Origin of the sequence: Streptomyces sp. NPDC055962 (genome assembly GCF_042270185.1) — a bacterium.
GTDB lineage: Bacteria > Actinomycetota > Actinomycetes > Streptomycetales > Streptomycetaceae > Streptomyces.
The window spans coordinates 794,860-816,420 of record NZ_JBHJYN010000002.1 but is presented as its reverse complement, the minus strand read 5'-3'; the positions used below and the strand labels follow the sequence as shown (position 1 = coordinate 816,420).

Here is a 21,561-nt window from a genome sequence, read left to right as displayed (position 1 = left end):
CCTGCCTTCGAGGTCGGAGGTACGGGTTCCGGGAGTCACGGGGACGCTCACCTGCGGGCTCCCCGGGCGGCGATCGACTGTCGGTACAGCTCGACGGTACCGAGAGCGGCCCTGGCCCAGGTGAAGTTGGCCAGCACCCGGGCGCGGCCCGCCTCGCCGAGGCGGACACGCAGCTCGCGGTCGCCGAGCAGCCGGGAGAGCGCGGCGGCCAGGGCGCCCGCGTCGCCGGGCGGGACCGCCAGGCAGGTCTCCCCGTCGGGCCCCGCGACCTCGGGGATCGCACCGCCGGTGGTGGCCACCAGCGGGGTCCCGGTGGCCATGGCCTCGGCGGCGGGCAGCGAGAAGCCCTCGTACAGCGAAGGGACGCAGGAGACCTGGGCGCTGCGGACCAGGTCGACGAGTTCGGCGTCACTGATGCCCTTGACGAACTCGACGGCGTCCTGGAGCCCGTAGCGCTCGATGGCCTGGGCCACGGGACCGTCCTCGGCACGCCTGCCGACGACGACGAGGTGCGCCGCGGGGTTCTCGGTGCGGAGCTTGGCAAGCGCCTCCACGAGGTGGACGAGGCCTTTGAGGGGCACGTCGGCGCTGGAGGTGGTGACGATGCGGCCGGGGACCTCGGCGACCGAGGGGTCCGGCGACCAGAGGTCGGTGTCGGCCCCGATGTGCACGACGTGGACACGGTCCCGCCGGACCCCGAGGTGCTCGGTGATCTCCTGCTGGGAGGAGCCGGAGACGGTGAGGACCGACGGCAGGCGCCGGGCGACGCGCTTCTGCATGCGGGTGAACGCGTACCAGCGGCGCACCGACAGGCGGCGGCGCCTCGACTCCGCGGCGTCCAGGTCCAGTCGGCGGTCGACGGTGATCGGGTGGTGGATCGTGGTGACGAGGGGTGCGCCGAGGTCCCCGAGCAGGCCGTAGCCGAGCGTCTGGTTGTCGTGCACGACGTCGAAGTCGCCGCGCCTGGCGAGGAGATGGCGCCGGGCGCGCAGGCTGAAGGTGAGGGGCTCGGGGAAGCCGCCGGTCCACATGGTGGCGACCTCGGCGAGGTCGATCCAGTCGCGGTACTCGCCGCGCCCGGGGGTGCGGAACGGGTCGGGCTGGCGGTACAGGTCGAGGCTCGGCAGCTCGGTGAGCGGGACTCCCTCGTCGAGGACGGGGTAGGGCTGGGCGCCGATCACCTCGACGCTGTGGCCCAGCCGGGCCAGTTCGCGGCCGAGGTGGCGGACGTAGACGCCCTGGCCGCCGCAGAACGGGTTGCCCTTGTACGTCAGGAGGGCGATGCGCAACGGCCGGTCACCGTCGGTGCCCGGCGCACCACCGCCCGCGAGGGGGCCTGACTCTATGGCCTCAGCGGTCACACTCGGCCCCCTTCTCACTGCGTTTTCGCCGGAGCGTAACCGGTCGCGCTAATCTAGAACAAGTTTCAGACTCGTTCGTTCAACACGCACCGAATCTACCGGCAGGTAGCGTCTGCGTGACGGCCGGATCAGGTGATTCACGCCACGACGGACGCCCTGGCCGGCTGTGCGCGACCGGAAACCGGTGGCCGGCCGGACAGGTAACGGGTTCTCCCTTTTTGGATGGGGCAGATGACAGCGGAAGCCAGGCCGGCGGCGAGTCCCCTGACGGAGCGCCAGGAGGCGCGTCGGCGCGGCATCCTGCGGGCCGGTGCGCAGCTCGCCGGGCGGGGCGGTTTCGAGGCCGTGCAGATGCGTGAGGTGGCCGACGCCGCCGGGGTCGCCCTGGGCACGCTCTACCGCTACTTCCCCTCCAAGGTCCATCTGCTGGTCGCGATCATGCAGGACCAGCTCCAGCGCCTGCAGATCACCCTGCGCAGGCAGCCGCCCGCCGGGGACGACGCCGCCCAGCGGGTCGCCGAGACCCTGATGCGGGCCTTCCGGGCGCTCCAGCGCGACCCCCACCTGGCGGACGCCATGGTGCGGGCGCTGACCTTCGCGGACCGGGGGGTGAGCCCCGAGGTGGACGCCGTCTCGCGGCTGACGACGGCGATCGTCCTGGACGCGATGGGGCTGGAGGACCCCACCCAGGAGCAGTTGTCCGTGGTCCGCGTCATCGAGCACACCTGGCACTCGGCGCTGATCACCTGGCTGTCGGGCAGGGAGTCGATCGCGCAGGTGAAGCGGGACATCGAGACGGTGTGCGGACTGATCGGCCGGCCGGCCGCCGCGGGCTGACCTGCCCCGCGGCGGGCACCCGCCGGGAGCTGCCCATGTGCGGTGCCCACACCGGGATCCCGCCAGGTGGGGTGCCCTGCACCATGTCGACGGCGCCCCGGTCTTCGTACGGTTCGGCCCACATCACCCGAACCTGCCGAGGAGCCGGTCACCATGCGTCGCAGAGCCGTAGCCACCGTCCACAGAAGAACCCTGACCGCGGCCGTGCTCGGCGCCACCGGTCTGCTCCTGGTGGGCTGCACCGCCGCCGGACAGGCGGGCGGGTCCGGCGGCGGGTCCGGGGCCGACGAGGCCGTGAAGGTGGGGCTCGTCTACTCCCGTACGGGGCTGCTCGCCGCCTACGGGAAGCAGTACCGCGACGGGTTCATGGCCGGCCTCGACTACGCGACGAAGGGCACCGGCAAGGCGGACGGCCATCCCATCGAGGTCACCGAGCAGGACGACGCAGGCGATCCCGGCAAGGCGGTGTCCGCCGCGAAGAACCTGATCGGCAAGGGGTACAAGGTGCTGGCCGGCACCACCGACTCCGGGGTCGCCCTCCAGATGGCCCCGCTGGCCGCCCAGAACAAGGTGCTGTACGTCAGCGGCCCGGCCGCCACGGATGCCGTGACCGGCGTCAACGCGTACACCTTCCGCTCCGGCCGGCAGTCGTACCAGGACATCCTCACGGCGGGCACCATGCTCGGGGACCCGAAGGGCAAGAAGGTCACCGTCCTCGCGCAGGACTCCACCTTCGGCCAGGCCAACGTCGCCGCCGTCAAGGCGGTCCTGGGCGCAGAGGGGGCCACGGTGGGCTCCGTCCTCGCCCCGCCCAGCGCCACCGACCTGACGCCGTTCGCCCGTCAGGTCAAGGCGGGCGGCCCCGACCTGGTCTTCGTGGCCTGGGCGGGCGCGACCGCCCCCGCACTGTGGACGGCACTGGACCAGCAGGGTGTGCTGAGTGCCGGAAAGGTCGTCACCGGGCTTGCGGGGACGGCCTCGTACCCGGTCTTCGGGGCGGCCGGGACGAAGGTCTCCTTCCTCGCGCACTACTTCCCCGGCGCCGGCGGCGGCAACGCCGTGGAGAAGGCCATGCTGGACGGCGTCGGGAAGGAGGGCGGCACCCCCGACCTGTTCAGCACCGACGGGTTCACCGCGGCGCAGATGATCGTGCGGGCCGTCGAGGAGGGCGGGGCCACCGACACCGCGGCGATGGCGAAGGCCCTGGAGGGCTGGAGCTTCGACGGGGTGAAGGGCGGGCAGCAGATCCGTGCCGAGGACCACGCACTGCTCCAGCCGATGTTCACCGCGAAGCTGAAGGGCACCGGCGCCGCGGCAGTGCCCGAGCTCGTGAGCACGGAGCCGGCCGACACGGTGGCACCGCCCGCGAAGCCCTCGGCGGGCTGACCCGTGCACGCACCAGGCACCGCCACCGCGCGGGACGAAGGGGCACGGGCGGGCACCCCCGTGCTCCGGCTCGACGGACTGGGCTGGCGCGTCGGCGGGGCGACCATCGTCGAGGACGTCACCTTCACCGTCCGGGAGGGCGAGTTCCTCGCCTTCATCGGGCCCAACGGGGCGGGCAAGACCTCCCTGTTCAACCTGATCAGCGGGATCGTCCGGCCCACCGCCGGCACCCTCGCGCTGGACGGCGCGGACCTGACCGGCCTGCCCGTGCACACCCGTGCGCGGCGCGGGATCGGCCGGACGTTCCAGACCTCCAGCCTCTGGCCCGGCATGACCGTCGCCGAGCACGTCCGGCTGGCCGCCCAGGCCCGGCACGGCGGCTCGCACCGGCTGTGGCGGCGCGCCTCCGCGTACGCCGCCGAGGTGGCCGGCGTGCTGGAGCGCACGGGCCTCGGCCACCGCGCGGGGGCCACGGCGGCCGAGCTCTCCCACGGCGAGAAACGCAAGCTGGAGCTCGCGGTGCTGCTGGTGGGCGAACCCCGGCTCATGCTGCTCGACGAGCCGATGGCGGGGGTGAGCGCCGAGGAGGTGCCCGCCCTCACGGAACTGATCCGCACCCTGCACCGCGAGGAGGGCCGCACCGTGCTCATGGTCGAGCACCACATGGACGTCCTGCTGGATCTCGCGGACCGGCTGGCGGTGATGCACCACGGCCGCCTCCTCGCCCTGGACACCCCCGCCGCCGTGACCGCCGACCCGGTCGTCCAGCAGGCCTACCTCGGGGAGGGGCTGTGACGGCGCCCGCGCTGCTCGTCGTGCGCGGCCTGCGGGTCCTGATCGGCGGCCGCCACATCCTGCACGGCGTGGACCTGGAGGTGGCGCGCCAGGGCGTGACCGCGCTGCTCGGCCGCAACGGTGCGGGCAAGACCACGACCGTACGCGGCATCCTCGGGCTGGTCCCGCGCGAGGGGAGCGTGCTCCTCGACGGCGAGGAGACCGTGGGACTGCCCACGCACACCCTGGTCCGCCGGGGCATCGGCTACGCCCCCGAGGACCGGGGGATCTTCGCCGGCCTCACCGTCGCGGAGAACCTGCGGCTGGCCGAACGCCGGGGCGCCGACGGGCCCGCGTACGGCCTGGTCCACGAGCTCTTCCCCGAACTGAAGACCCGTAGAGGGCAGTTGGCCGGGACCCTGTCAGGGGGCCAGCAGCAGATGGTGGCCATCGGCCGCACCCTGCTCAACGGCAACCGGCTGATCATCGCCGACGAGCCCACCAAGGGCCTCGCCCCCAAGGTCGTCACCGAGGTCGCCCAGGTCCTGGAGCGCGCCGCGGAGGCGGTACCCGTGCTGCTCGTCGAACAGAACCTCGCCGTCGTACGCCGCCTCGCCGGGCACTGCGTGGTGCTCGCCGACGGCCGGACGGCCCACCGGGGCGAGGCCGCCGGACTGCTGGGCGACGCGGAGGCCACCCGCCGGCTGCTCGGCGTGGGCCACGGCCCCCTCGCCCCCCACCCCGCGGAGGCGGATTCCTGATGTCCACCATCGTGCTGCTCACCATGACCGGACTCGGTCTGGGGGCGCTCTACTTCCTCGTCGCGTCGGGGCTCTCACTGATCTTCGGCCTGATGGACGTGCTCAACTTCGCCCACGGGGCGCTTCTCTCCATCGGCGCGTACGGCACCTGGTGGGCGGCGTCCGGCCATCTGCCGGGCGCGGGTCCCGGCGGGTGGGGCTTCGTCCTGGCGGTCCTGTTCGGGACGGCGGTGGGCACGCTCGCCGCCGTGGTGCTCGAACTGGCCGTCGTGCGCCCGCTGTACACCCGGCCTCGCGAGCAGGTGCTCGCCACGGTCGGGGTGGGGCTGGCCGTACCCGCCCTGCTCTCGGGGATCTGGGGGTCCGATGCCCGGACCTTCCCCGGGCCCGGGGCCCTGTCCGGCACCTTCGGGCTGCTGGGTGCCGAGGTGCCGGTCAACCGGCTGGTGCTGATCGCCGCAGCGGTGGCCGTACTGGTCGCCCTGCGGCTGTTCCTCGGCCGGACCCGGCACGGCCTGGTCGTGCGGGCCGGGGTCGAGGACAGGGCGATGGTGACGGCCCTGGGCATCGACGTCCGTACGGCGTTCACGCTGGTCTTCGCGATCGGCGGCTGCGCCGCGGCACTGGGCGGGGCACTCGGCGGGCTGTACTTCGGCTCCGTCGACCCCCGCCAGGGCACTTCGCTGCTGATCTTCGCGTTCGTCGTCGTGGTCACGGGCGGCATGGGCTCGGTGACCGGCGCCGCCGTGGCGGCCGTCGTGATCGGCCTCGTCCAGCAGTTCGCCAACTACTACACCGCAGCGGGCCTCGGCGACCTGGCGGTCGTCGTCCTGCTCGCCGCGCTGCTGCTCGTCCGGCCGCGCGGACTGACCGGGAGGCTCGCGTGAGCACCGCCACCACACCCGCACCCACCGCCGTGAAGACGGCGCCCGGGCGCGAGGGCCCCCGGCTGCTGCGCTGGTGGCCGGCCGCCGTCCTCGTGCTCCTGGCCGTCGCGCCGTACAGCGCTCTGCCCGTCCCCGGACTGCTGGACGGTCCGGTCGGGAGCCCGGGAAGCCTGCAACTCCTGGCGACCTGCCTGCTGTTCGGCGCTCTCGCCACCGGATACGACCTGCTGCTCGGCCGCACGGGGCTGCTCTCCTTCGGGCATGCCCTGTACTTCGCGGCGGGCAGCTACGCCACCAACATGTTCCTCCTGGAGGCGGGGCTGCCCTTCGCCGTCGCGGCGATCCTCGGCCTGTGCTCGGGCACCCTGCTCGCCCTGCTGCTGGGCTCGGTGAGCCTGCGGGTCACCGGCATCGGCTTCTCCATGGTGACGCTCGCGTTCGCCCAGGCCGGCTCGATCCTCGTCTCCCGCGACCCGGGCGGCTTCACCGGTGGCGAGGAGGGCCGGGCGGCTCCGGCGGAGCTGCTGCCGTCCTGGCTGGTCGGGATCGACCACACCGCGAATCTGTACTGGATCGCGCTCGCCTACCTCGTCCTCACTCTCGGCGTCGTCCACTGGGCGGTGCGCTCCCCCACCGGCCGGGTCTGGGAGGGCATCAAGGAGAACGAGCGCAGGGTCGAGGTGCTGGGGCTGCGGCCGTACGGCTTCAAGCTGACGGCCTTCGTCCTCGCGGGGGCGCTCGCGGCGGCCGGCGGGCTCGTCCACCTGCTGCTGACCGGTGGCTCCACGCCTCAGACGACGACCTCCGACTTCACCCTGTCGCTGCTGGTCATGGTGGTGCTGGGCGGATCGGGCACCCGCTGGGGTCCGATGGTCGGCGGCATCCTCTACACCTGGGCCGACCACCGGCTCGGTGACCTCGCCGGGTCGGGCGCGGTCTCCGACCTGCCCGCGGTCCTGCGCGTGCCGCTCTCCCAGCCGCTCTTCCTGCTCGGGGTGCTGTTCGTCGCCGTGGTACACCTGCTGCCCGGCGGCCTGGCCCGGCTGCCGTCCCGTCTGCGCAGGACCCGTGAGGAGAACCGATGACCCCGTACGAGGAGATACGCGTCCCCGTCACCGGCGGCGAACTGGCCGCCCTGCGCTGGCCCGCCGGGGAGACCGGCGCCCCGGTGGTGGTGGCCCTGCACGGCATCACGGCCAACGCCCTGTCCTGGGGCGCGGTCGCCCGTGTCCTCGCCGGCCGCGTCACCCTGGTCGCCCCGGACCTGCGCGGCCGGGCCGGGAGCGCGGGGCTGCCCGGCCCGTACGGCATCGCCCCCCACGCGGACGACGCGGCCGCCCTGGCGAAGGCGGCCGGTGACGGACCCGTGGTCCTCGCGGGCCACTCGATGGGGGCGTTCGTCGCGGCGCTCGCGGCGGTGCGGCACCCGGACCGCTTCGGGGAACTGGTGCTCGTGGACGGCGGTTTCGGCTTCCCCGCCCCCACCCACCTGTCCGCGGACGAGCTGCTGACGGCGGTGATCGGGCCGGCCATGGACCGGCTCGCGATGACGTTCCCCGACCGGGACGCCTACCGGTCGTTCTGGCGGGCCCATCCCGCGTTCGGCGGTGAGGGCTGGACGCCGGAGGTGGACGCGTACCTCCAGCGCGACCTGACGGGCACGGAACCGGCGATGCGCTCCGGCTGCGTCCTGGAGGCGGTCCGCACGGACGGGGTGGGCCTGTTCCGGGACGAGGTACTCGCAGCCGTACGCGAACTCCCTGTGCCGGCGACGCTGTTGTGGGCACGCCGGGGGCTCATGAACGAGGAGCAGGGCCTGTACGACGAGACCCGGCTGGCCGCTGCGGGCCAGCCGGACACCAAGGTCGGGGCGGTGCCCGTCGAGGACGTCAACCACTACACGGTGCTGACGGGCGACAAGGGCGCCGGCGAGGTCGCCGGCGCCCTGCTGCGGGCAGCCCTCCGGCGCTGAGCGGTCCGGGCGGCCGGGGCCCTACGGGGTGTCCCGGCCGCCCCCCAGCAGATGCAGGCGCAGCGCCAGCTGGAGCTCCAGGGCGCGGTCGGGCTCGTTCCAGTCACGCCCCAGCAGCACCTGGATCCTGTCGAGGCGCTGCACCACGGTGTTCACGTGCACGTGCAGCTCGTCCTTGGCCCGGATCAGGCTGCCGCCCGCGCCGAAGTACGCGCGAAGGGTCCTCACGAGGTGGGTGCCACGCCGCTCGTCGTAGCGCAGCAGGGGCCCCAGCACGGCGGTCACGAAGCCGTCGACGTCCTTGGCGTCGCCCAGCACGACGCCCAGGAAGCCGAGTTCGTCGACGCAGGCGCCCTCGCCCTCGCGCCCCAGCACCCTCATGGCACGCAGGCACCGCGCGGCCTCTGCGTAGGCGGCGGCCAGTTCGCGAGCGCCGCCCGCGGGGCCGGTGCCGGCGACGGTGACGGGCGCCTGGACGAGGTGGCCGAGCTGGGCCGCCGCCGCGCGCGCGGCGTCCCCGGCGTCGTGCGGCGAGCGGCCGTCGCAGTCGATCAGCAGCACGACGGTGCCCGCGTGTTCGGCGCTCACCCCGTGGATGTCACCGCCGAACAGGTACCGCATCGCGGCGCCGCCGAGCTTCTCCCGGGCCGCCGCCTCCGCCACCAGCAGGAGGCGTGGCCGGTCCAGGTCGATGCCGAGTCTCCGGCCCCGCTCGGCCAGCCCGGCGGGATCACGCTCCGGATCGCCGAGCAGGTCGCTGATCAGCTCCCCCCGTATCCGGTTCTCGGTCTCGGCGACCGTGCGGCGCAGCAGCAGGAGGAGCCCGGTGACGACGGCGGCACGCTCGAAGAGCCGCCGGTCGGAGTCGTCGAGCCGGCCGGGCCGGTGCAGCACCAGCCCGGCGAGGAGTTCCTGTCCGGCGAGCACCGCACAGATCCAGCGGCCGTCGCGGTGCACGGCGCGCGCCCCGTGCCGGGACTCCTCGGCGGTCGCGGCGAGCCAGCCGGCGTCCATGCTGTCGGCGGCGAGGCCCGAGCCGTCTGGCCGTACGGCGGCCAGCGGGCGCCCGCCCGGGTCGTGGATGGTCAGGGAGCTGTCGAGGAGTCCGGCGACGGAGACGGCGACGTCCTTCACGTCGCCGCCGCGCAGCACCAGGTCGGTGAGCCGGTCGTGGGCCTCCTCGGCGCGTCGCATGGCGGCCGAGTGCGCGCGTACGGCGGCGTTGGCCTCGGCCAGTTCGGCGTTGGCGCCGGCGAGTTCCGCCAGGGCGGTCCGGGTGTCGTCCAGGGCGCGGGCGGTGTCGATGGCGATGGCGGCGTGCGCGGCGAGCGAGCAGAGCAGGGCCACCTCGTCGGGGCTGAAGACCCGTGCGGCGCGGTCCGCCGCGAAGAGGACGCCGATGACCTTTCCCGTACCGCCCCGGCTGGAGCCGAGCAGCAGGGGGACGCCGAGGATGGCGACGAGCCCTTCGTCCAGCACACCGGCGTTGATGTTGCGGGTGTGGCGGAAGCGTTCGTCGGTGCGGTAGTCGGGGGTCGCGTAGGGGCTGGCGGTCTGGGCGACCAGCCCGCCGAGCCCCTCGCCCAGTTCGAGGCGGAGCCGCTGGAACAGCACGGACACCGACCCGTCGGTCACCCGCATGTAGGTGTCCCCGGCCTCCTCGTCGGGGAGCGTCAGATAGGCGGTGTCGGTGCCGAGCAGCATCCTGGCCCGCCGCACGATCGCCTTCAGCACGTCGTCCAGGTCCCGGGAGGCCGCCAGGTCGCCCGCCGTGTCGAAGAGCGCGGTGAGCTGGAGTTCCCTGCGCCGGTGCTGGCGCAGGGCGCCCCTGATCCGCAGGGCGGTGGCGGCCGCCCGCTCCACCTCGGCCAGCTCGGCCGGGGAGACCCCCGCGGCCCTGGCCTCCGAGGTGACGGCGCCCAGCGCCTCGGCGGGGGCGTCGTCGGCCAGCAGGTCGAGGAGGCGCGCCAGGAGGGGCGCCGCGGCGGGGGGCGGTTCAGACATGTGCGGCCATCGTTCTTCCGGCTTCCATCGTTCTCCGGGCTTCCTGGTCGGTCGGGTCAGTTGGCGGTCCAGCCGCCGTCCATGGTGAGGGAGCTTCCGGTGATGTGTCCCGTGCCGGGTCCGCACAGCCACAGGACGGCGCCGGCCACGTCGGCGGGCTCGATCAGCGACTTCAGGGCGCTGCGTTCCAGCAGCACCCGGCCCACCACCTCCTGCTCGGAGATGCCGTGGCTGCGGGCCTGGTCCGCGATCTGGTCCTCGACCAGGGGGGTGCGGACGTAGCCGGGGCTGACGCAGTTGCTCGTCACCCCGTGCGGAGCCGCTTCGAGTGCGACCACTTTGCTGAGCCCCTCCAGTGCGTGCTTGGCCGAGACGTAGGCCGACTTGTAGGGGCTGGCGCGCAGTCCGTGCACGGACGAGATGTTGACCACGCGGCCCCAGCCGCGTTCGTACATGCCGGGGAGCGTACGGCGCAAGATGCGGAACGGGGCTTCCACCATGACGCGCTGGATCAGCGCGAAGCGGTCCGGCGGGAACTCGTGCACGGGCGCCACGTGCTGGAGCCCCGCGTTGTTGACCACGATGTCCGCGTCGGCAGGCAGCGCGTCCACCGCCTCGGCCACGGAGAGATCGGCCACCCAGGCCGTCCCGCCGATCCGTGTCGCCAGGCTCTTGGCCGCGTCTCCCTGCTTGTCCACCACGTGCACATGGGCTCCGGCGGCGGCGAGCGCCTCGGCGCAGGCCAGTCCGATGCCGCTGGCGGCCCCGGTGACCAGGGCGGTGCGCCCGGCGAGGGCCGAGGGGGCGAGGGGGTCGTGCTGGGGGGTCCGGGAAGTCTGCATGGGCGTCACCGTAAGGATGTCGCCGCCCGCATCACACGGGGTCGGTGCACACACCCCTGGGCGGCCGCATGGTGGCGGCGTACATGGTGCGGCCCGGCGGGTCGGGCGCGTGTCCGGGACGCCGGACGCGGGCGCAAGGGGAGCGCCGCACACAGCGGTGGGCGGCGGATGTCCGCCTGCCACATGGGCGGCCCCGTCTCCGGCTCGTAGGTTCCGGCAGCAGTTCCCCACGTCCTTCCCCAGCCCTTCCGCACGTCCGATGAGGAGGCCCCACCGTGCGCCCACCTGTCCTGCGACGCCTGCTCCGCCGCGTCGCCTCCGTCGCCGTCTGTGCCGTGCTGCCCCTGCTGGCCGCGCATCCCGTCACCGCCGCACCTGCGGCCCCGTCGGCCGCGGGCCTCCAGCAGGTCACCGGCTTCGGCTCGAACCCCGGCAACCTCCAGATGTTCGCGTACACCCCGGACTCCGTACCGGCGGGCGCTCCCCTGGTCGTCGCCCTGCACGGCTGCACCCAGTCGGCGAACGCCTACTACACCAACTCGGGCTGGCCGAAGTACGCCGACCTCTGGGGCTTCGACGTCGTGTTCCCGCAGACCACCTCGGCGAACAACGCGCTCTCCTGCTTCGGCTGGTTCGACCAGGCGGAGAGCACGCGGGGCAGGGGCGAGGCCGCGTCCGTCGTGCAGATGGTCGAGTACGCGAAGAAGACGTACGGCTCCGACGGCCGCCGGGTCTACGTCACCGGGCTCTCGGCGGGCGGCGGGATGACCGCCGACCTGCTGGCCGCCTACCCGGACGTCTTCGCCGGCGGTTCCGTGGCCTCCGGGCTCCCGGCCCAGTGCGCCACCAGCCAGGCCGCCGCGTCCGCCTGCCAGACGGGGCCGCAGAACCTCTCGCCCGCCCAGTGGGGCGACAAGGTCCGCGGCTCGTACCCGGGCTGGACCGGCCCCTGGCCCCGGGTGGCGATCTGGCAGGGCACCTCGGACTACACGGTCTACCCGGCCAACGCCACGGCCCTGCGCGACCAGTGGACCGACGTCTGGGGCATCGGGCAGACGCCGTCCAGCACCCAGAGCCTGCCCGGCGGCACCACCCGGAGCGTCTACAACGACACGTCCGGGCAGCCCGCCGTGGAGACCTTCTCGGTCTCCGGCATGGGCCACGGTCTGCCGGTGAGCCCGGGGTCGGGCGCCGACAGCTGCGGGTCGACGGCCGCCTACTTCCTGAACACCGTCTGCTCGTCGTACCACACGGGTGTGTTCTGGGGACTGGACAAGGGCGCCCCGGGCGGTGGGAACGGCCTGCCCGCCCCGGCCGGCCTGAAGGTCACCGGGGTCACGGACACCACGGCCTCACTGACGTGGAACGCGGTCACGGGCGCAGCCTCCTACACGGTGTACCGGGACGGGACGAAGGTGACCACGACCGCCTCGGCCTCCTTCACGGACACCGGGCTGACCGCGGGCACCGCCTACCGCTACTCCGTGACCGCGAGCGACTCCTCGGGGACCGCCGGGGCGGGGTCGGCCGCGGTGACGGCGACCACCACGGGCGGTACGACGCCGGCGCGGTGCTTCACGGCGACGAACTACGCGCATGTGACGGCCGGCCGGGCGCACACCTCGGGCGGCCACGCCTGGGCGAACGGTTCGAACCAGGACATGGGGCTGTACAACGTCTTCGTCACCCACACCCTGAGGGAGTCACCGGCGGGCCACTTCGTGATCGCCGACTCCGGCTGTCAGGCCGGGTCCTCGTAGCCGGCCCGGACCTTTCCCGGCAGCTTGCAGCCGTCCTCGACCGCGGTGAGCGACACGGTCCATCCGGCGCTCTCCGCGGCGTAGTACCGGGCGTACACCTTCCAGCCGCGCTTGGCGAGGGTGCGGTAGGTGACGTCCCGCTCGGCATGGCTGGAGACGATCTCCCAGTCGTGCTGCCGCAGTCGCATCACCGTCGCCTCGAAGGCGCCGGCGGCGTCCGCCGCCGGCGCGTAGCCCGTCCAGGGCGCCACGCACGTCCGCCACTCGCCTCCGGGGAGTCCCGTCGCGGAGGTGTCCCCGGGCGGCAGTCCTCCCGCCCGGGCGAAGCCCTCTATCTCGTCACCGACCGTCCCGGCGGTGAGCGGGGGGAGGGGGACCCGGGTGGCCTTCGGCACGGTCCCGGTCTCTCCCGCGAGACCGCAGCCCGCCGTCACCGTCATGAATCCCGCCACCGCAACGACGGCCGCCGTCCTTCGCTTGCGCAACTCTGCTTCCCACCAGGTCGTTCCTCCCCCACGGGCACGCGCCCATGTGACCCCCGCGGGAGTCTTGCATGGGCCCTGACCTGCTGGGAAGGCCCTTCACCGACGAGGTGCGGCTGTCCGCCCGGAGGGCGCCGGAGGGGCCCCGGTAGAGTGGGCTGGTCGTCATCATGCCCGTACAGGGGGAAGCCGGTGCGAATCCGGCGCCGACCCTTCCCCGCGCGCTCGGCCCAGCTCGAGCAGGGGAAACCCCATTCGAGAGGCCCAGTCCTTCATGTCCGTACGCCGCCGCGCGGCCGCGCTCGCGATCACCGCCGTGCTCTGTGGAGCTGCCGCCCCGGTGGCGGTCGCCGCGCCGAGTCCCACCCCGTCCCCGTCCACGCCGGACCTGCCGGCCGGGCTGTACGGCACCAAGGACCCGACGTACGACGGGGTGTGGCGCCAGTCGCTCGCGTTCCTCGCCCAGAAGGTCGAGCTGGTCACGCCCGCCACGAAGTCCGTGGACTGGCTCGTCGGCCAGCAGTGCTCCAGCGGCGCCTTCGCCGCCTACCGGGACGCGTCCGCACCGTGCGACGCCAAGACCGTGGCGGACACCAACGCCACGGCGGCGGCCGTCCAGGCCGTGGTCGAGCTCGGTGTGCACCGTGAGGTCGTGGACAACGGGGTCAGCTGGCTGAAGTCCGTCCAGAACAAGGACGGCGGCTGGGGCTACAACCCGGGCAGCCCGAGCGACGCCAACTCCACCGCCGTCGTGACCGGGGCCCTGGCCCGGGCGGGCGTGCCGCTCGCCGATGTCACCACGGCGGACGGGAAGACCCCGTACACCGCACTGCAGGGCTTCGCCCTGCCGTGCGGGGGCGAGGACGGCGGGGCGTTCGCCTACCAGCCGGACAAGGACGGCAAGCTCACCGCCAACGCGGACGCGACGGCGGCCGCGGTGATCGGTGCGATGGGCAAGGGCCTGGCCGCGGGCAACTCCAACGCGGTGAAGGCCCCCGTCTGCCACAAGGGCACCGGCCTCACCATCGAGCAGACCGCGCAGAACGGCGCCTCCTACCTGGCGAGGGCGCTCGACGGGTCCGGGCACCTGGACCTGCCGCCGATGCCGGGCGCCGAGGAGTCCGACCCGCAGCCCGACTTCGGGAACACCGCCGACGCCGTCGTGGCGCTGGCGGCCGCCGGCCACAAGGACAAGGCGGCCGGCGCGGTCGCCTACCTGGAGAAGCACGCGCAGGGCTGGGCGAAGGAGGGCGGCCCCGCGGCCACCGCGCAGTTGGTGCTCGCCGCCCACGCGACCGGCAGTGACGCCCGCGACTTCGGCGGCGTCGACCTCGTCAGGCAGCTCAACGCGACGGGCCCGGCCCCCGCCGCCACCGCCGTGCCCTCGCCGACCGCGACGGCTCCTTCGAAGCCGGCGGACACGAGCAGCGACGACGAGGGCCTGGGCCTCTGGTGGATCATCGGCATCGGTCTCGCCTTCGGCGCGGGCATCGGCTTCCTGCTCAGCGGACGCCGGAAGAACCAGCAGCTGTGAGGCGCCCGCTGGGAACGGCGGCGCTGCTTCTCCTCGTGGGCGCCGTACTCGCGTTGCTGGGCGCGGGGAACGCGCAGGCGGCCGGGTACCGCTACTGGTCGTTCTGGGAGGGGGACGGCGGGAAGGGCTGGACGTACGCCACCCAGGGGCCGTCCGTGGTCCGGCCGGACGACGGCGCGGTGCAGGGCTTCCGCTTCTCGGTCAGCGAGGACTCCCAGGACTCGGCGCAGCCGCGCCGTGCCCCGGACTTCGGGGCCGTCTGCGCGGACACCCCGGCGAAGGACGGCCGCAAGCGGGTCGCGCTGGTCGTCGACCCCGGCACGGCCGCGGACGCGCCGGACGGCGAGAAGCCGCCCGCGCTGCGCACCGCCTGCGCCCAGGTGGCGCCGGACGCCAGCACGGCGGAGGCCCTCGCCTCGGTGGCGAAGCCACTGCGGTACGACGGTTCCGCGATGCTCTGCGCGATATCCGGCTATCCGCGCTCGGGCTGCGGTGAGCAGACCGGGGACGGCGGGTCGGAGGAGACCACCGAGGCGGACGGCGACCGCGACGACGCCGCGGCGCCCGGTGGCCACGGCTCCGGCTCGGACAGTTCCGGCGGCGGCCCGTCGGCCGGTGTGCTGACGGGCGTCGGCGCGGTGCTCCTGCTGGGTGTCGCCGCAGTGTTCCAGGCCCGCCGCCGCCGATGACCCGCTCCACCGGCCCCGCCCGGCTCCGCCCTGCGCTGCGCGCCCCGCGGGCGACGCGGTCCAACGCCGTACCGGCCGGGGCCTGGTGGCTGTGGGCGCTCGGGCTGGCGACGGCCGCGTCCCGCACGACCAACCCGCTGCTGCTCGGGCTGCTGGTGGGGGTGGCCGGCTACGTGGTGGCGGCACGCCGCACGGATGCCCCGTGGGCCCGTTCCTACGGGGCGTTCATCAGGCTGGGGCTGTTCGTCGTGGCCGTGCGCCTCGTCTTCTCCGTCCTCCTCGGCTCCTCCGTGCCCGGTACGGACACCCTCTTCACCCTCCCCGAGGTGCCCCTGCCCGACTGGGCGCAGGGCATCAGGATCGGCGGCCGGGTCACCGGGGAGCAGCTGGTCTTCGCACTGTACGAGGGCGCGAAGCTGGCCACGCTGCTGATCTGCATCGGGGCGGCCAACTCCCTGGCCAACCCCGCCAGGCTGCTGAAGTCGCTGCCCGGCGCGCTGTACGAGGCCGGGGTCGCCGTCGTCGTCGCGATGACGTTCGCCCCGAACATGGTCGCCGACGTGGCCCGGCTGCGTACGGCCCGACGGCTGCGCGGCCGTCCGACGGGCGGGATCCGGGCGGTGCTCCAGATCGGCCTGCCGGTGCTGGAGGGCGCCCTGGAACGCTCGGTGGCCGTGGCCGCGTCGATGGACGCGCGCGGCTACGGCCGCACCGCGCAGGTCCCGCCCGCCGTCCGCCGCACCACCCGTGTGCTCACGCTCGGCGGGCTGCTGGGCGTCTGCGCGGGGACGTACGGACTGCTGGCCGCGCAGGGCGCCGCGTACGGGCTGCCGTTGCTGCTCGCCGGGCTGGTGGCGGCGCTGGCCGGGCTCCGGCTCGGCGGACGCCGCTCGGTCCGCACCCGTTACCGGCCCGACCGGTGGGACGTGCGCGCCTGGCTCGTCGCGGCCTCGGGCGCGGCCGTCGCGGCGGCGATGATCCGGGCCGGCGCCGTCGACCCGGACGCCCTGAGCCCCGGTGTCGTGCCGCTCACGGCCCCCGTCCTTCCCCTGTGGCCCGCCGCGGCCGTACTGATCGGGCTGCTGCCCGCCGTGGTGGCGCCGCTGCCCGCCTCCCCCTCGGACTCCAAGGAGCGCCCATGATCCGGTTCGAGCAGGTCTCGGTACGGTACGAGGGCGCCGGACGCCCCACCCTGTCCGGGGTGGACCTCACCGTCCCCGAGGGCGAACTGGTGCTGGTCGTCGGCCCGTCGGGCGTCGGCAAGTCGACCCTGCTGGGCGCCGTGTCCGGTCTCGTGCCGCACTTCACCGGCGGGACGCTGACCGGCCGGGTGACGGTCGGCGGCCGGGACACCCGCACCCACAAGCCGCGTGAACTCGCCGACCTCGTCGGCACGGTGGGACAGGACCCGCTCGCCCACTTCGTGACGGACACCGTCGAGGACGAGCTGGCGTACGGCATGGAGTCGCTGGGTCTCGCCCCGGACGTCATGCGGCGCCGGGTCGAGGAGACGCTGGACCTGCTGGGCCTCGCCGAACTGCGCGACCGGCCGATCGCCACGCTCTCCGGGGGCCAGCGGCAGCGGGTCGCCATCGGGTCGGTCCTCACCCCGCACCCGAAGGTCCTGGTCCTCGACGAGCCGACGTCCGCGCTGGACCCGGCCGCGGCCGAGGACGTCCTCGCGGTGCTCCAGCGGCTGGTGCACGACCTGGGGACGACGGTGCTGATGGCCGAACACCGCCTGGAGCGTGTCGTGCAGTACGCCGACCAGGTCCTGCTGCTGCCCTCGCCGGGCAGCGCACCGGTGATGGGCCCGCCCGCCGACGTCATGGCGGTGTCGCCCGTCCGGCCCCCGGTGGTCGCCCTGGGCCGGCTGGTGGGCTGGGACCCGCTGCCGCTGTCGGTGCGCGACGCGCGCCGCCGGGCGAAGGAGCTGCGGGAGCGGCTGGCCGACGTGGAGCCGCCGCCGCGCACGGCGCCGGCGGACGCCACGGTGGCCCCGCTGCCCGCGCCGGCCGCGCCCCGGCCCGGTCTGCTGGGCCGGCTGCTGGGCCGCCGCCCGCAGCCCGGTCCCGCCGAGCCGCCGAAGGACGGCGGTACCACCCGGGTCGAGGGGCTCGGGGTGCGGCACGGGCGGGTCCAGGCGCTGCGCGGGGTGACGCTGTCCGTCGCCCCGGGCGAGACCGTGGCGCTGATGGGCCGCAACGGCGCGGGCAAGTCGACCCTGCTGACCACGCTCGTCGGGATGACCGCGCCGACCACGGGCTCCGTCCTCGTCGGTGGTCTGGAGCCGTCCCGGACCCCGCCGCGCGACATGGTGCGCCGGGTCGGGCTGGTCCCGCAGGAGCCGCGCGACCTGCTGTACGCGGACACGGTCGCCGCCGAGTGCGCGGCGGCCGACTCCGACGCCGGCGCGCCCGCGGGCAGCTGCCGGGCGCTGGTCTCGGAGCTGCTGCCCGGGGTGCCGGACGACGTCCATCCCCGTGATCTCTCCGAGGGGCAGCGGCTCGCGCTGGCCCTCGCCCTGGTCCTCACCGCCCGGCCCCCGCTCCTCCTCCTGGACGAACCGACGCGCGGCCTCGACTACGCGGCGAAGGCCCGGCTCGTCGGCGTACTGCGGCGGCTGGCCGGTGAGGGCCACGCGATCGTCCTGGCCACGCACGACGTGGAGCTGGCGGCGGAGCTGGCGGACCGGGTGGTGATACTCGCCGACGGTGAGGTCGTCGCGGACGGCCCGACCCGGCAGGTCGTGGTCTCCTCCCCCGCGTTCGCCCCGCAGACCTCGAAGGTCCTCGCGCCACGGGAGTGGCTGACCGTGTCCCAGGTGCGTACGGCCCTGGAAGGACTCGCGTGAGCGGCGGGTCCGCCCGTCCGGTGCGGCTCGGCCCCCGGGCCGTGGCCGCGCTGGTGCTGGTCAGCGCGGTCGGGGTGGTCGCGTTCGGCTGGCCGCTGCTGGCCGGGGCGGACTCCGGTCTCGCACACGCCGAGGACGCGCCGTGGCTGTTCGCCGCGCTGCTGGTGCTGCTCGTCGGGGTCGTCGTCGCGACGATCGCGGACTCCGGTCTGGACGCCAAGGCCGTCGCGATGCTGGGGGTCCTCGCCGCCGTCGGCGCGGCGCTGCGCCCGCTGGGCGCGGGGACGGCGGGGCTGGAGCCGATGTTCTTCCTGATGGTGCTGAGCGGCCGGGTGCTGGGCCCCGGCTTCGGCTTCGTGCTCGGCTCGGTGACGATGTTCGCCTCGGCGCTGCTCACCGGCGGTGTCGGGCCGTGGATGCCGTTCCAGATGCTGTCGATGGGCTGGTTCACCATGGGCGCCGGTCTGCTGCCGGCCCCGGACCGGCTGCGCGGCCGGGGCGAGCTGCTGATGCTGGCGGCGTACGGGTGCGTGGCGGCGTTCGCGTACGGCACCGTGATGAATCTGTACGGCTGGACGATCGTGCCCGGGCTCGGCTCGGGGATCTCCTTCGTCGCGGGTGACGCGCTCCAGGAGAACCTGGTCCGCTTCCTCGCCTACTGCACCGCCACCTCGCTCGGCTGGGACCTGGGCCGGGCCGTCCTCACGGTGGCCCTGACCCTGGCCGTCGGGCCCACCCTGCTGCGGGCGCTGCGCCGGGCCACCCGCCGCGCCGCCTTCGACGCGCGGGCGGACTTCGACGCGCGGGCGGACGTCGGGGCCCGCGCGGAGTGAGTCAGTCCGCCTGGGCGTGCTGGGCGGCGAGCCTGACGGGGCGTTCCTGGCCCCGTGTCAGGGCTGCGGAGGCGCCGCGGTGCCGGTCAATGCCTGACCGGCGGTCACCACCGGAAAGATGCGTGAGGGGCCTCCCGGGGCCCCCGGGAGGCCCCCCTTCCGGCCGGTCCGTGCGTTACGCCTTGCTGCCCGCCGGTTCGGGTACGGCCTGCCCGGCGCCCTCCCCTGCCTCACGCTCCGGCGGCCCGGTCTCGCCGGTCCCGGCCAGCAGCCTCCGCGGGCCGGCCAGGGCGTACGTCAGCCCGAAGCCCGCGGCCACGACCGCCGCGCCGCCGACCGCGTCCAGCACCCAGTGGTTGCCGGTGGCGACGATGGCGGAGACGGTGAAGAGCGGGTGCAGCAGCCCCAGGACCTTCATCCACGTCTTCGGTGCGAGCAGCAGGATCACCACGCCGCACCACAGGGACCAGCCGAAGTGCAGCGAGGGCATCGCCGCGTACTGGTTGGTCATCGCGGTCAGCGCCCCGAAGTCGGGGCTGTCGAGGTCCTGCACCCCGTGGACCGTGTCGATGAACCCGAGCCCCGGCATCAGGCGCGGCGGCGCCAGCGGGTACAGCCAGAAGCCGAACAGGGCGAGGACCGTGGCGAAGCCGATGGAGGTACGGGCCCAGCGGTAGTCCGAGGGGCGGCGCACGTAGAGCACCCCGAGGATCGCGAGCGGCACGATGAAGTGGAACGTCGAGTAGTAGTAGTCGAAGAAGTCGCGCAGCCACGGGACGGTGACGACCGTGTGGTTGGCCCAGTGCTCGATGTCGATGTGCAGCCACTGCTCGGCGGCGTGGATCTGGCGGCCGTGCGCCTCGGCCGTGCCGCGCCCGGCGGTCGCCGCCAGGCGGACCTGTGCGTACGCGGAGTAGACGACCCGGATGAGCAGGAGTTCCAGCAGCAGGTTGGGGCGGCTGAGCACCCGTCGCCAGAAGGGCAGCAGCGGCACCCACGCGAGGCGCGCCGGCACCGGCTTCGCGTACTCCGTGGGGATCGCCCGCTGCCAGTGGGGTGAGGTGCGGGACAGGAAGGGCACGGCACAGGCCGCGCCGAGGGCGGCGACGAGCAGCACGTTGTCGCGCACGGGAAGGACCACGCCCACGTTGGGCAGCAGCATCTTCCCCGGCAGGGTGAGCACGAGGACCACGACCGCGGGCCACACCAGACGGTCCGCGGCCCTGGTCCCGACACGGCCGACGACGGCGAGCAGCACCCAGAGCAGCTGGTGCTGCCAGGCGGTGGGTGAGACGGCGACGGCGACGCAGCCCGTGACGGCGACAGCCAGGAGCAGCTGTCCGTCCCGTGCGTAGCGCACCGCGCGCCGCAGCCCGAGGACGACCACGGCGGCGGCCAGGGCCACGAACAGCGCGATCTCCAGGGGGCCTTCGAGCCCGAACCGCAGCAGTGCGCCGTGCAGGGACTGGTTGGCGAGGCTGTCGGGCCGCTCGCCGAGTCCTGCACCGGCCAGGTGGTGCACCCAGTAGGCCCAGGAGTCGCGCGGCATGACGATCCAGGCCAGGGCCGTGCAGGCGGCGAAGGTGGCGCCGCCGCTCACGGCTGCCCGGCGCCGGCCCGTGAGCCAGAACAGCACGGCGAAGAGCAGGACGGCCGGCTGGAAGGCCGCGGCGAGACCGGTCAGCACACCCGGGAGGCGCTCACCCCGCAGCGCGAAACAGGCGAGGAGCACCAGCAGGACCGGCAGGATGCTGGTCTGCCCCAGGAACAGGGTGTTGCGGACGGGCAGGGACACCATCAGCAGGGTGATCGCCACGGGCGCCGCGAGGAAGGCGGTGCGCCGGCTCACCGGTGCGGGCAGGGCGCGGACGGCGACGTACCCCAGCAGGACGACGAGCAGCAGCGACCCGAAGGTCCACACGACGCCCAGGGCCTCTTCGGCCGAGGCCGTCAGCGGCTTCAGCACCAGCCCGGCGAACGGCGTCCCGGTGAACCGTCCCGGGTCGTACAGGGACCCCGCCATGTGCAGGACTCCGGTCGCGCCGGTCCAGGTCTCCAGATCGGTGAGCCGTTCACCCGGTGGTGTCCGCAGCACCACCGCCACCTGCCGTACCGCCAGGACCCCGACGAGCAGCCAGAGGACGAGTCTGGCCACCGCGGCCCTCGCCCCCGGATCCGCCGCCGCGTCCCCCCGCACACTGCGCTCCACATCTGTCACGCTGCGCCGACCCTCCCGTTCGCATGCACTGTCCCTTCAGCCCGGGTATGTGCGGATGAAGCCTCCCATTGCCCTATCAGGCAGACCCAATCAACCCCCTCTTCGCCTGACTGTCACCACCGATTTGCCGAAAGAATGCCCGAATACCGCCGGGTGGGCTGTCGGGAGCGGTGCCGCCGGGCCCCGGGCGAGGCCAGTCCTCGCACCGGGCACGTCCGCCTGCCGGCCCACGAGGAGGAGGGGGCGTCCTCGGTGACGTCCAGAGGTACGCCGCCTCCACCCCCTTCTTCGCGATCTTCGCCACCGCCTCCTGGACCACTTCCGAGAGGCGGGGGGGCACGGACGAGAGGCCGGAGAGGTCCGCCGC

Annotated in this window: 18 protein-coding genes; 13 read left to right on the top strand and 5 right to left on the bottom strand. The window is 74.2% G+C overall.

The features are described from left to right. Nucleotides 1-47: 47 nt before the first annotated feature. Nucleotides 48-1,361, bottom strand: coding sequence for a glycosyltransferase family 4 protein (locus tag ACFC51_RS08935; protein ID WP_376368082.1), 1,314 nt, complete (start codon nucleotides 1,359-1,361; stop codon nucleotides 48-50). 231 nt (nucleotides 1,362-1,592) lie between these two features. Here ACFC51_RS08935 and ACFC51_RS08930 point away from each other — a divergent pair, with 231 nt between their 5' ends. The 7 genes from ACFC51_RS08930 to ACFC51_RS08900 all read left to right on the top strand — a co-directional run bounded on the left by ACFC51_RS08930 (nucleotide 1,593) and on the right by ACFC51_RS08900 (nucleotide 7,978). Next, nucleotides 1,593-2,198 (top strand): TetR family transcriptional regulator, encoded by a 606-nt coding sequence (locus ACFC51_RS08930; protein WP_376368084.1) that lies wholly within the window; start codon nucleotides 1,593-1,595, stop codon nucleotides 2,196-2,198. A 153-nt stretch (nucleotides 2,199-2,351) separates the two neighbouring features. Further along, complete coding sequence (locus tag ACFC51_RS08925) at nucleotides 2,352-3,584, top strand: substrate-binding domain-containing protein (protein WP_376368085.1); 1,233 nt, start codon at nucleotides 2,352-2,354, stop codon at nucleotides 3,582-3,584. 3 nt (nucleotides 3,585-3,587) lie between these two features. After that, entirely contained in the window at nucleotides 3,588-4,379 is a 792-nt protein-coding gene (locus tag ACFC51_RS08920) for an ABC transporter ATP-binding protein (protein ID WP_376368087.1), read from the top strand. After that, on the top strand, nucleotides 4,376-5,119 hold the full coding sequence (locus ACFC51_RS08915; RefSeq protein WP_376368089.1) for an ABC transporter ATP-binding protein: 744 nt from the start codon (nucleotides 4,376-4,378) through the stop codon (nucleotides 5,117-5,119). The genes ACFC51_RS08920 and ACFC51_RS08915 overlap by 4 nt, the downstream gene beginning before the upstream one ends. Continuing rightward, nucleotides 5,119-6,006 (top strand): branched-chain amino acid ABC transporter permease, encoded by an 888-nt coding sequence (locus tag ACFC51_RS08910; RefSeq protein ID WP_376527727.1) that lies wholly within the window; start codon nucleotides 5,119-5,121, stop codon nucleotides 6,004-6,006. The genes ACFC51_RS08915 and ACFC51_RS08910 overlap by 1 nt, the downstream gene beginning before the upstream one ends. After that, nucleotides 6,003-7,091, top strand: a complete 1,089-nt coding sequence (locus ACFC51_RS08905; protein ID WP_376368093.1) for a branched-chain amino acid ABC transporter permease — start codon at nucleotides 6,003-6,005, stop codon at nucleotides 7,089-7,091. The genes ACFC51_RS08910 and ACFC51_RS08905 overlap by 4 nt, the downstream gene beginning before the upstream one ends. Continuing rightward, complete coding sequence (locus ACFC51_RS08900; protein WP_376527725.1) at nucleotides 7,088-7,978, top strand: alpha/beta fold hydrolase; 891 nt, start codon at nucleotides 7,088-7,090, stop codon at nucleotides 7,976-7,978. Before ACFC51_RS08905 ends, ACFC51_RS08900 begins: the two co-directional genes overlap by 4 nt. A 21-nt stretch (nucleotides 7,979-7,999) precedes the next feature. On the opposite strand, the gene ACFC51_RS08895 is transcribed toward ACFC51_RS08900, so the two are convergent. Together ACFC51_RS08895 and ACFC51_RS08890 are read right to left on the bottom strand one after the other, a co-directional pair. Further along, nucleotides 8,000-9,982 carry a helix-turn-helix domain-containing protein gene (locus ACFC51_RS08895; RefSeq protein WP_376368097.1) on the bottom strand — a complete coding sequence of 661 codons (1,983 nt, stop codon included), beginning with the start codon at nucleotides 9,980-9,982 and terminating at the stop codon, nucleotides 8,000-8,002. Nucleotides 9,983-10,038: 56 nt separating this feature from the next. After that, nucleotides 10,039-10,824 (bottom strand): 3-hydroxybutyrate dehydrogenase, encoded by a 786-nt coding sequence (locus ACFC51_RS08890; protein WP_376368099.1) that lies wholly within the window; start codon nucleotides 10,822-10,824, stop codon nucleotides 10,039-10,041. Between the two features lie 275 nt (nucleotides 10,825-11,099). Here ACFC51_RS08890 and ACFC51_RS08885 point away from each other — a divergent pair, with 275 nt between their 5' ends. Continuing rightward, the gene (locus ACFC51_RS08885; RefSeq protein ID WP_376527723.1) at nucleotides 11,100-12,584 is read left to right on the top strand and encodes a PHB depolymerase family esterase; all 1,485 of its coding nucleotides are present in this window, start codon (nucleotides 11,100-11,102) and stop codon (nucleotides 12,582-12,584) included. Here the strand turns inward: ACFC51_RS08885 and ACFC51_RS08880 are convergent. Further along, a complete protein-coding gene (locus ACFC51_RS08880) occupies nucleotides 12,566-13,069 on the bottom strand; it encodes a hypothetical protein (RefSeq protein ID WP_376527720.1) in 504 nt (167 codons plus the stop codon). The two genes, ACFC51_RS08885 and ACFC51_RS08880, sit on opposite strands and share 19 nt — an antisense overlap. Before the next feature lie 271 nt (nucleotides 13,070-13,340). Between ACFC51_RS08880 and ACFC51_RS08875 the strand changes: the two genes are divergently transcribed. Genes ACFC51_RS08875 through ACFC51_RS08855 form a run of 5 tightly spaced genes read left to right on the top strand, consistent with a single transcriptional unit; the run spans nucleotide 13,341 to nucleotide 18,976 of the window. Continuing rightward, entirely contained in the window at nucleotides 13,341-14,600 is a 1,260-nt protein-coding gene (locus ACFC51_RS08875) for a prenyltransferase/squalene oxidase repeat-containing protein (RefSeq protein ID WP_376527717.1), read from the top strand. Further along, nucleotides 14,597-15,289, top strand: coding sequence for an SCO2322 family protein (locus tag ACFC51_RS08870; RefSeq protein ID WP_376527715.1), 693 nt, complete (start codon nucleotides 14,597-14,599; stop codon nucleotides 15,287-15,289). Before ACFC51_RS08875 ends, ACFC51_RS08870 begins: the two co-directional genes overlap by 4 nt. After that, nucleotides 15,286-16,431, top strand: coding sequence for an energy-coupling factor transporter transmembrane protein EcfT (locus tag ACFC51_RS08865; RefSeq protein ID WP_376368108.1), 1,146 nt, complete (start codon nucleotides 15,286-15,288; stop codon nucleotides 16,429-16,431). The genes ACFC51_RS08870 and ACFC51_RS08865 overlap by 4 nt, the downstream gene beginning before the upstream one ends. Continuing rightward, nucleotides 16,428-18,143 carry an ABC transporter ATP-binding protein gene (locus ACFC51_RS08860; protein ID WP_376368110.1) on the top strand — a complete coding sequence of 572 codons (1,716 nt, stop codon included), beginning with the start codon at nucleotides 16,428-16,430 and terminating at the stop codon, nucleotides 18,141-18,143. The genes ACFC51_RS08865 and ACFC51_RS08860 overlap by 4 nt, the downstream gene beginning before the upstream one ends. Then, nucleotides 18,140-18,976 carry an ECF transporter S component gene (locus ACFC51_RS08855; protein WP_376368112.1) on the top strand — a complete coding sequence of 279 codons (837 nt, stop codon included), beginning with the start codon at nucleotides 18,140-18,142 and terminating at the stop codon, nucleotides 18,974-18,976. The genes ACFC51_RS08860 and ACFC51_RS08855 overlap by 4 nt, the downstream gene beginning before the upstream one ends. 175 nt (nucleotides 18,977-19,151) lie before the next feature. On the opposite strand, the gene ACFC51_RS08850 is transcribed toward ACFC51_RS08855, so the two are convergent. Next, nucleotides 19,152-21,194 carry a bifunctional glycosyltransferase 87/phosphatase PAP2 family protein gene (locus tag ACFC51_RS08850; RefSeq protein ID WP_376368114.1) on the bottom strand — a complete coding sequence of 681 codons (2,043 nt, stop codon included), beginning with the start codon at nucleotides 21,192-21,194 and terminating at the stop codon, nucleotides 19,152-19,154. Nucleotides 21,195-21,561: the final 367 nt, after the last annotated feature.

What these genes read in the sequence shown, in the direction of transcription:
- ACFC51_RS08865 (WP_376368108.1), top strand. Translation starts at nt 15,286, where the DNA reads ATGACCCGCTCCACCGGCCCCGCCCGGCTCCGCCCTGCGCTGCGCGCC.
- ACFC51_RS08875 (WP_376527717.1), top strand. Translation starts at nt 13,341, where the DNA reads ATGTCCGTACGCCGCCGCGCGGCCGCGCTCGCGATCACCGCCGTGCTC.
- ACFC51_RS08860 (WP_376368110.1), top strand. Translation starts at nt 16,428, where the DNA reads ATGATCCGGTTCGAGCAGGTCTCGGTACGGTACGAGGGCGCCGGACGC.
- ACFC51_RS08890 (WP_376368099.1), bottom strand. Translation starts at nt 10,824, where the DNA reads ATGCAGACTTCCCGGACCCCCCAGCACGACCCCCTCGCCCCCTCGGCC.
- ACFC51_RS08910 (WP_376527727.1), top strand. Translation starts at nt 5,119, where the DNA reads ATGTCCACCATCGTGCTGCTCACCATGACCGGACTCGGTCTGGGGGCG.
- ACFC51_RS08895 (WP_376368097.1), bottom strand. Translation starts at nt 9,982, where the DNA reads ATGTCTGAACCGCCCCCCGCCGCGGCGCCCCTCCTGGCGCGCCTCCTC.
- ACFC51_RS08900 (WP_376527725.1), top strand. Translation starts at nt 7,088, where the DNA reads ATGACCCCGTACGAGGAGATACGCGTCCCCGTCACCGGCGGCGAACTG.
- ACFC51_RS08925 (WP_376368085.1), top strand. Translation starts at nt 2,352, where the DNA reads ATGCGTCGCAGAGCCGTAGCCACCGTCCACAGAAGAACCCTGACCGCG.
- ACFC51_RS08930 (WP_376368084.1), top strand. Translation starts at nt 1,593, where the DNA reads ATGACAGCGGAAGCCAGGCCGGCGGCGAGTCCCCTGACGGAGCGCCAG.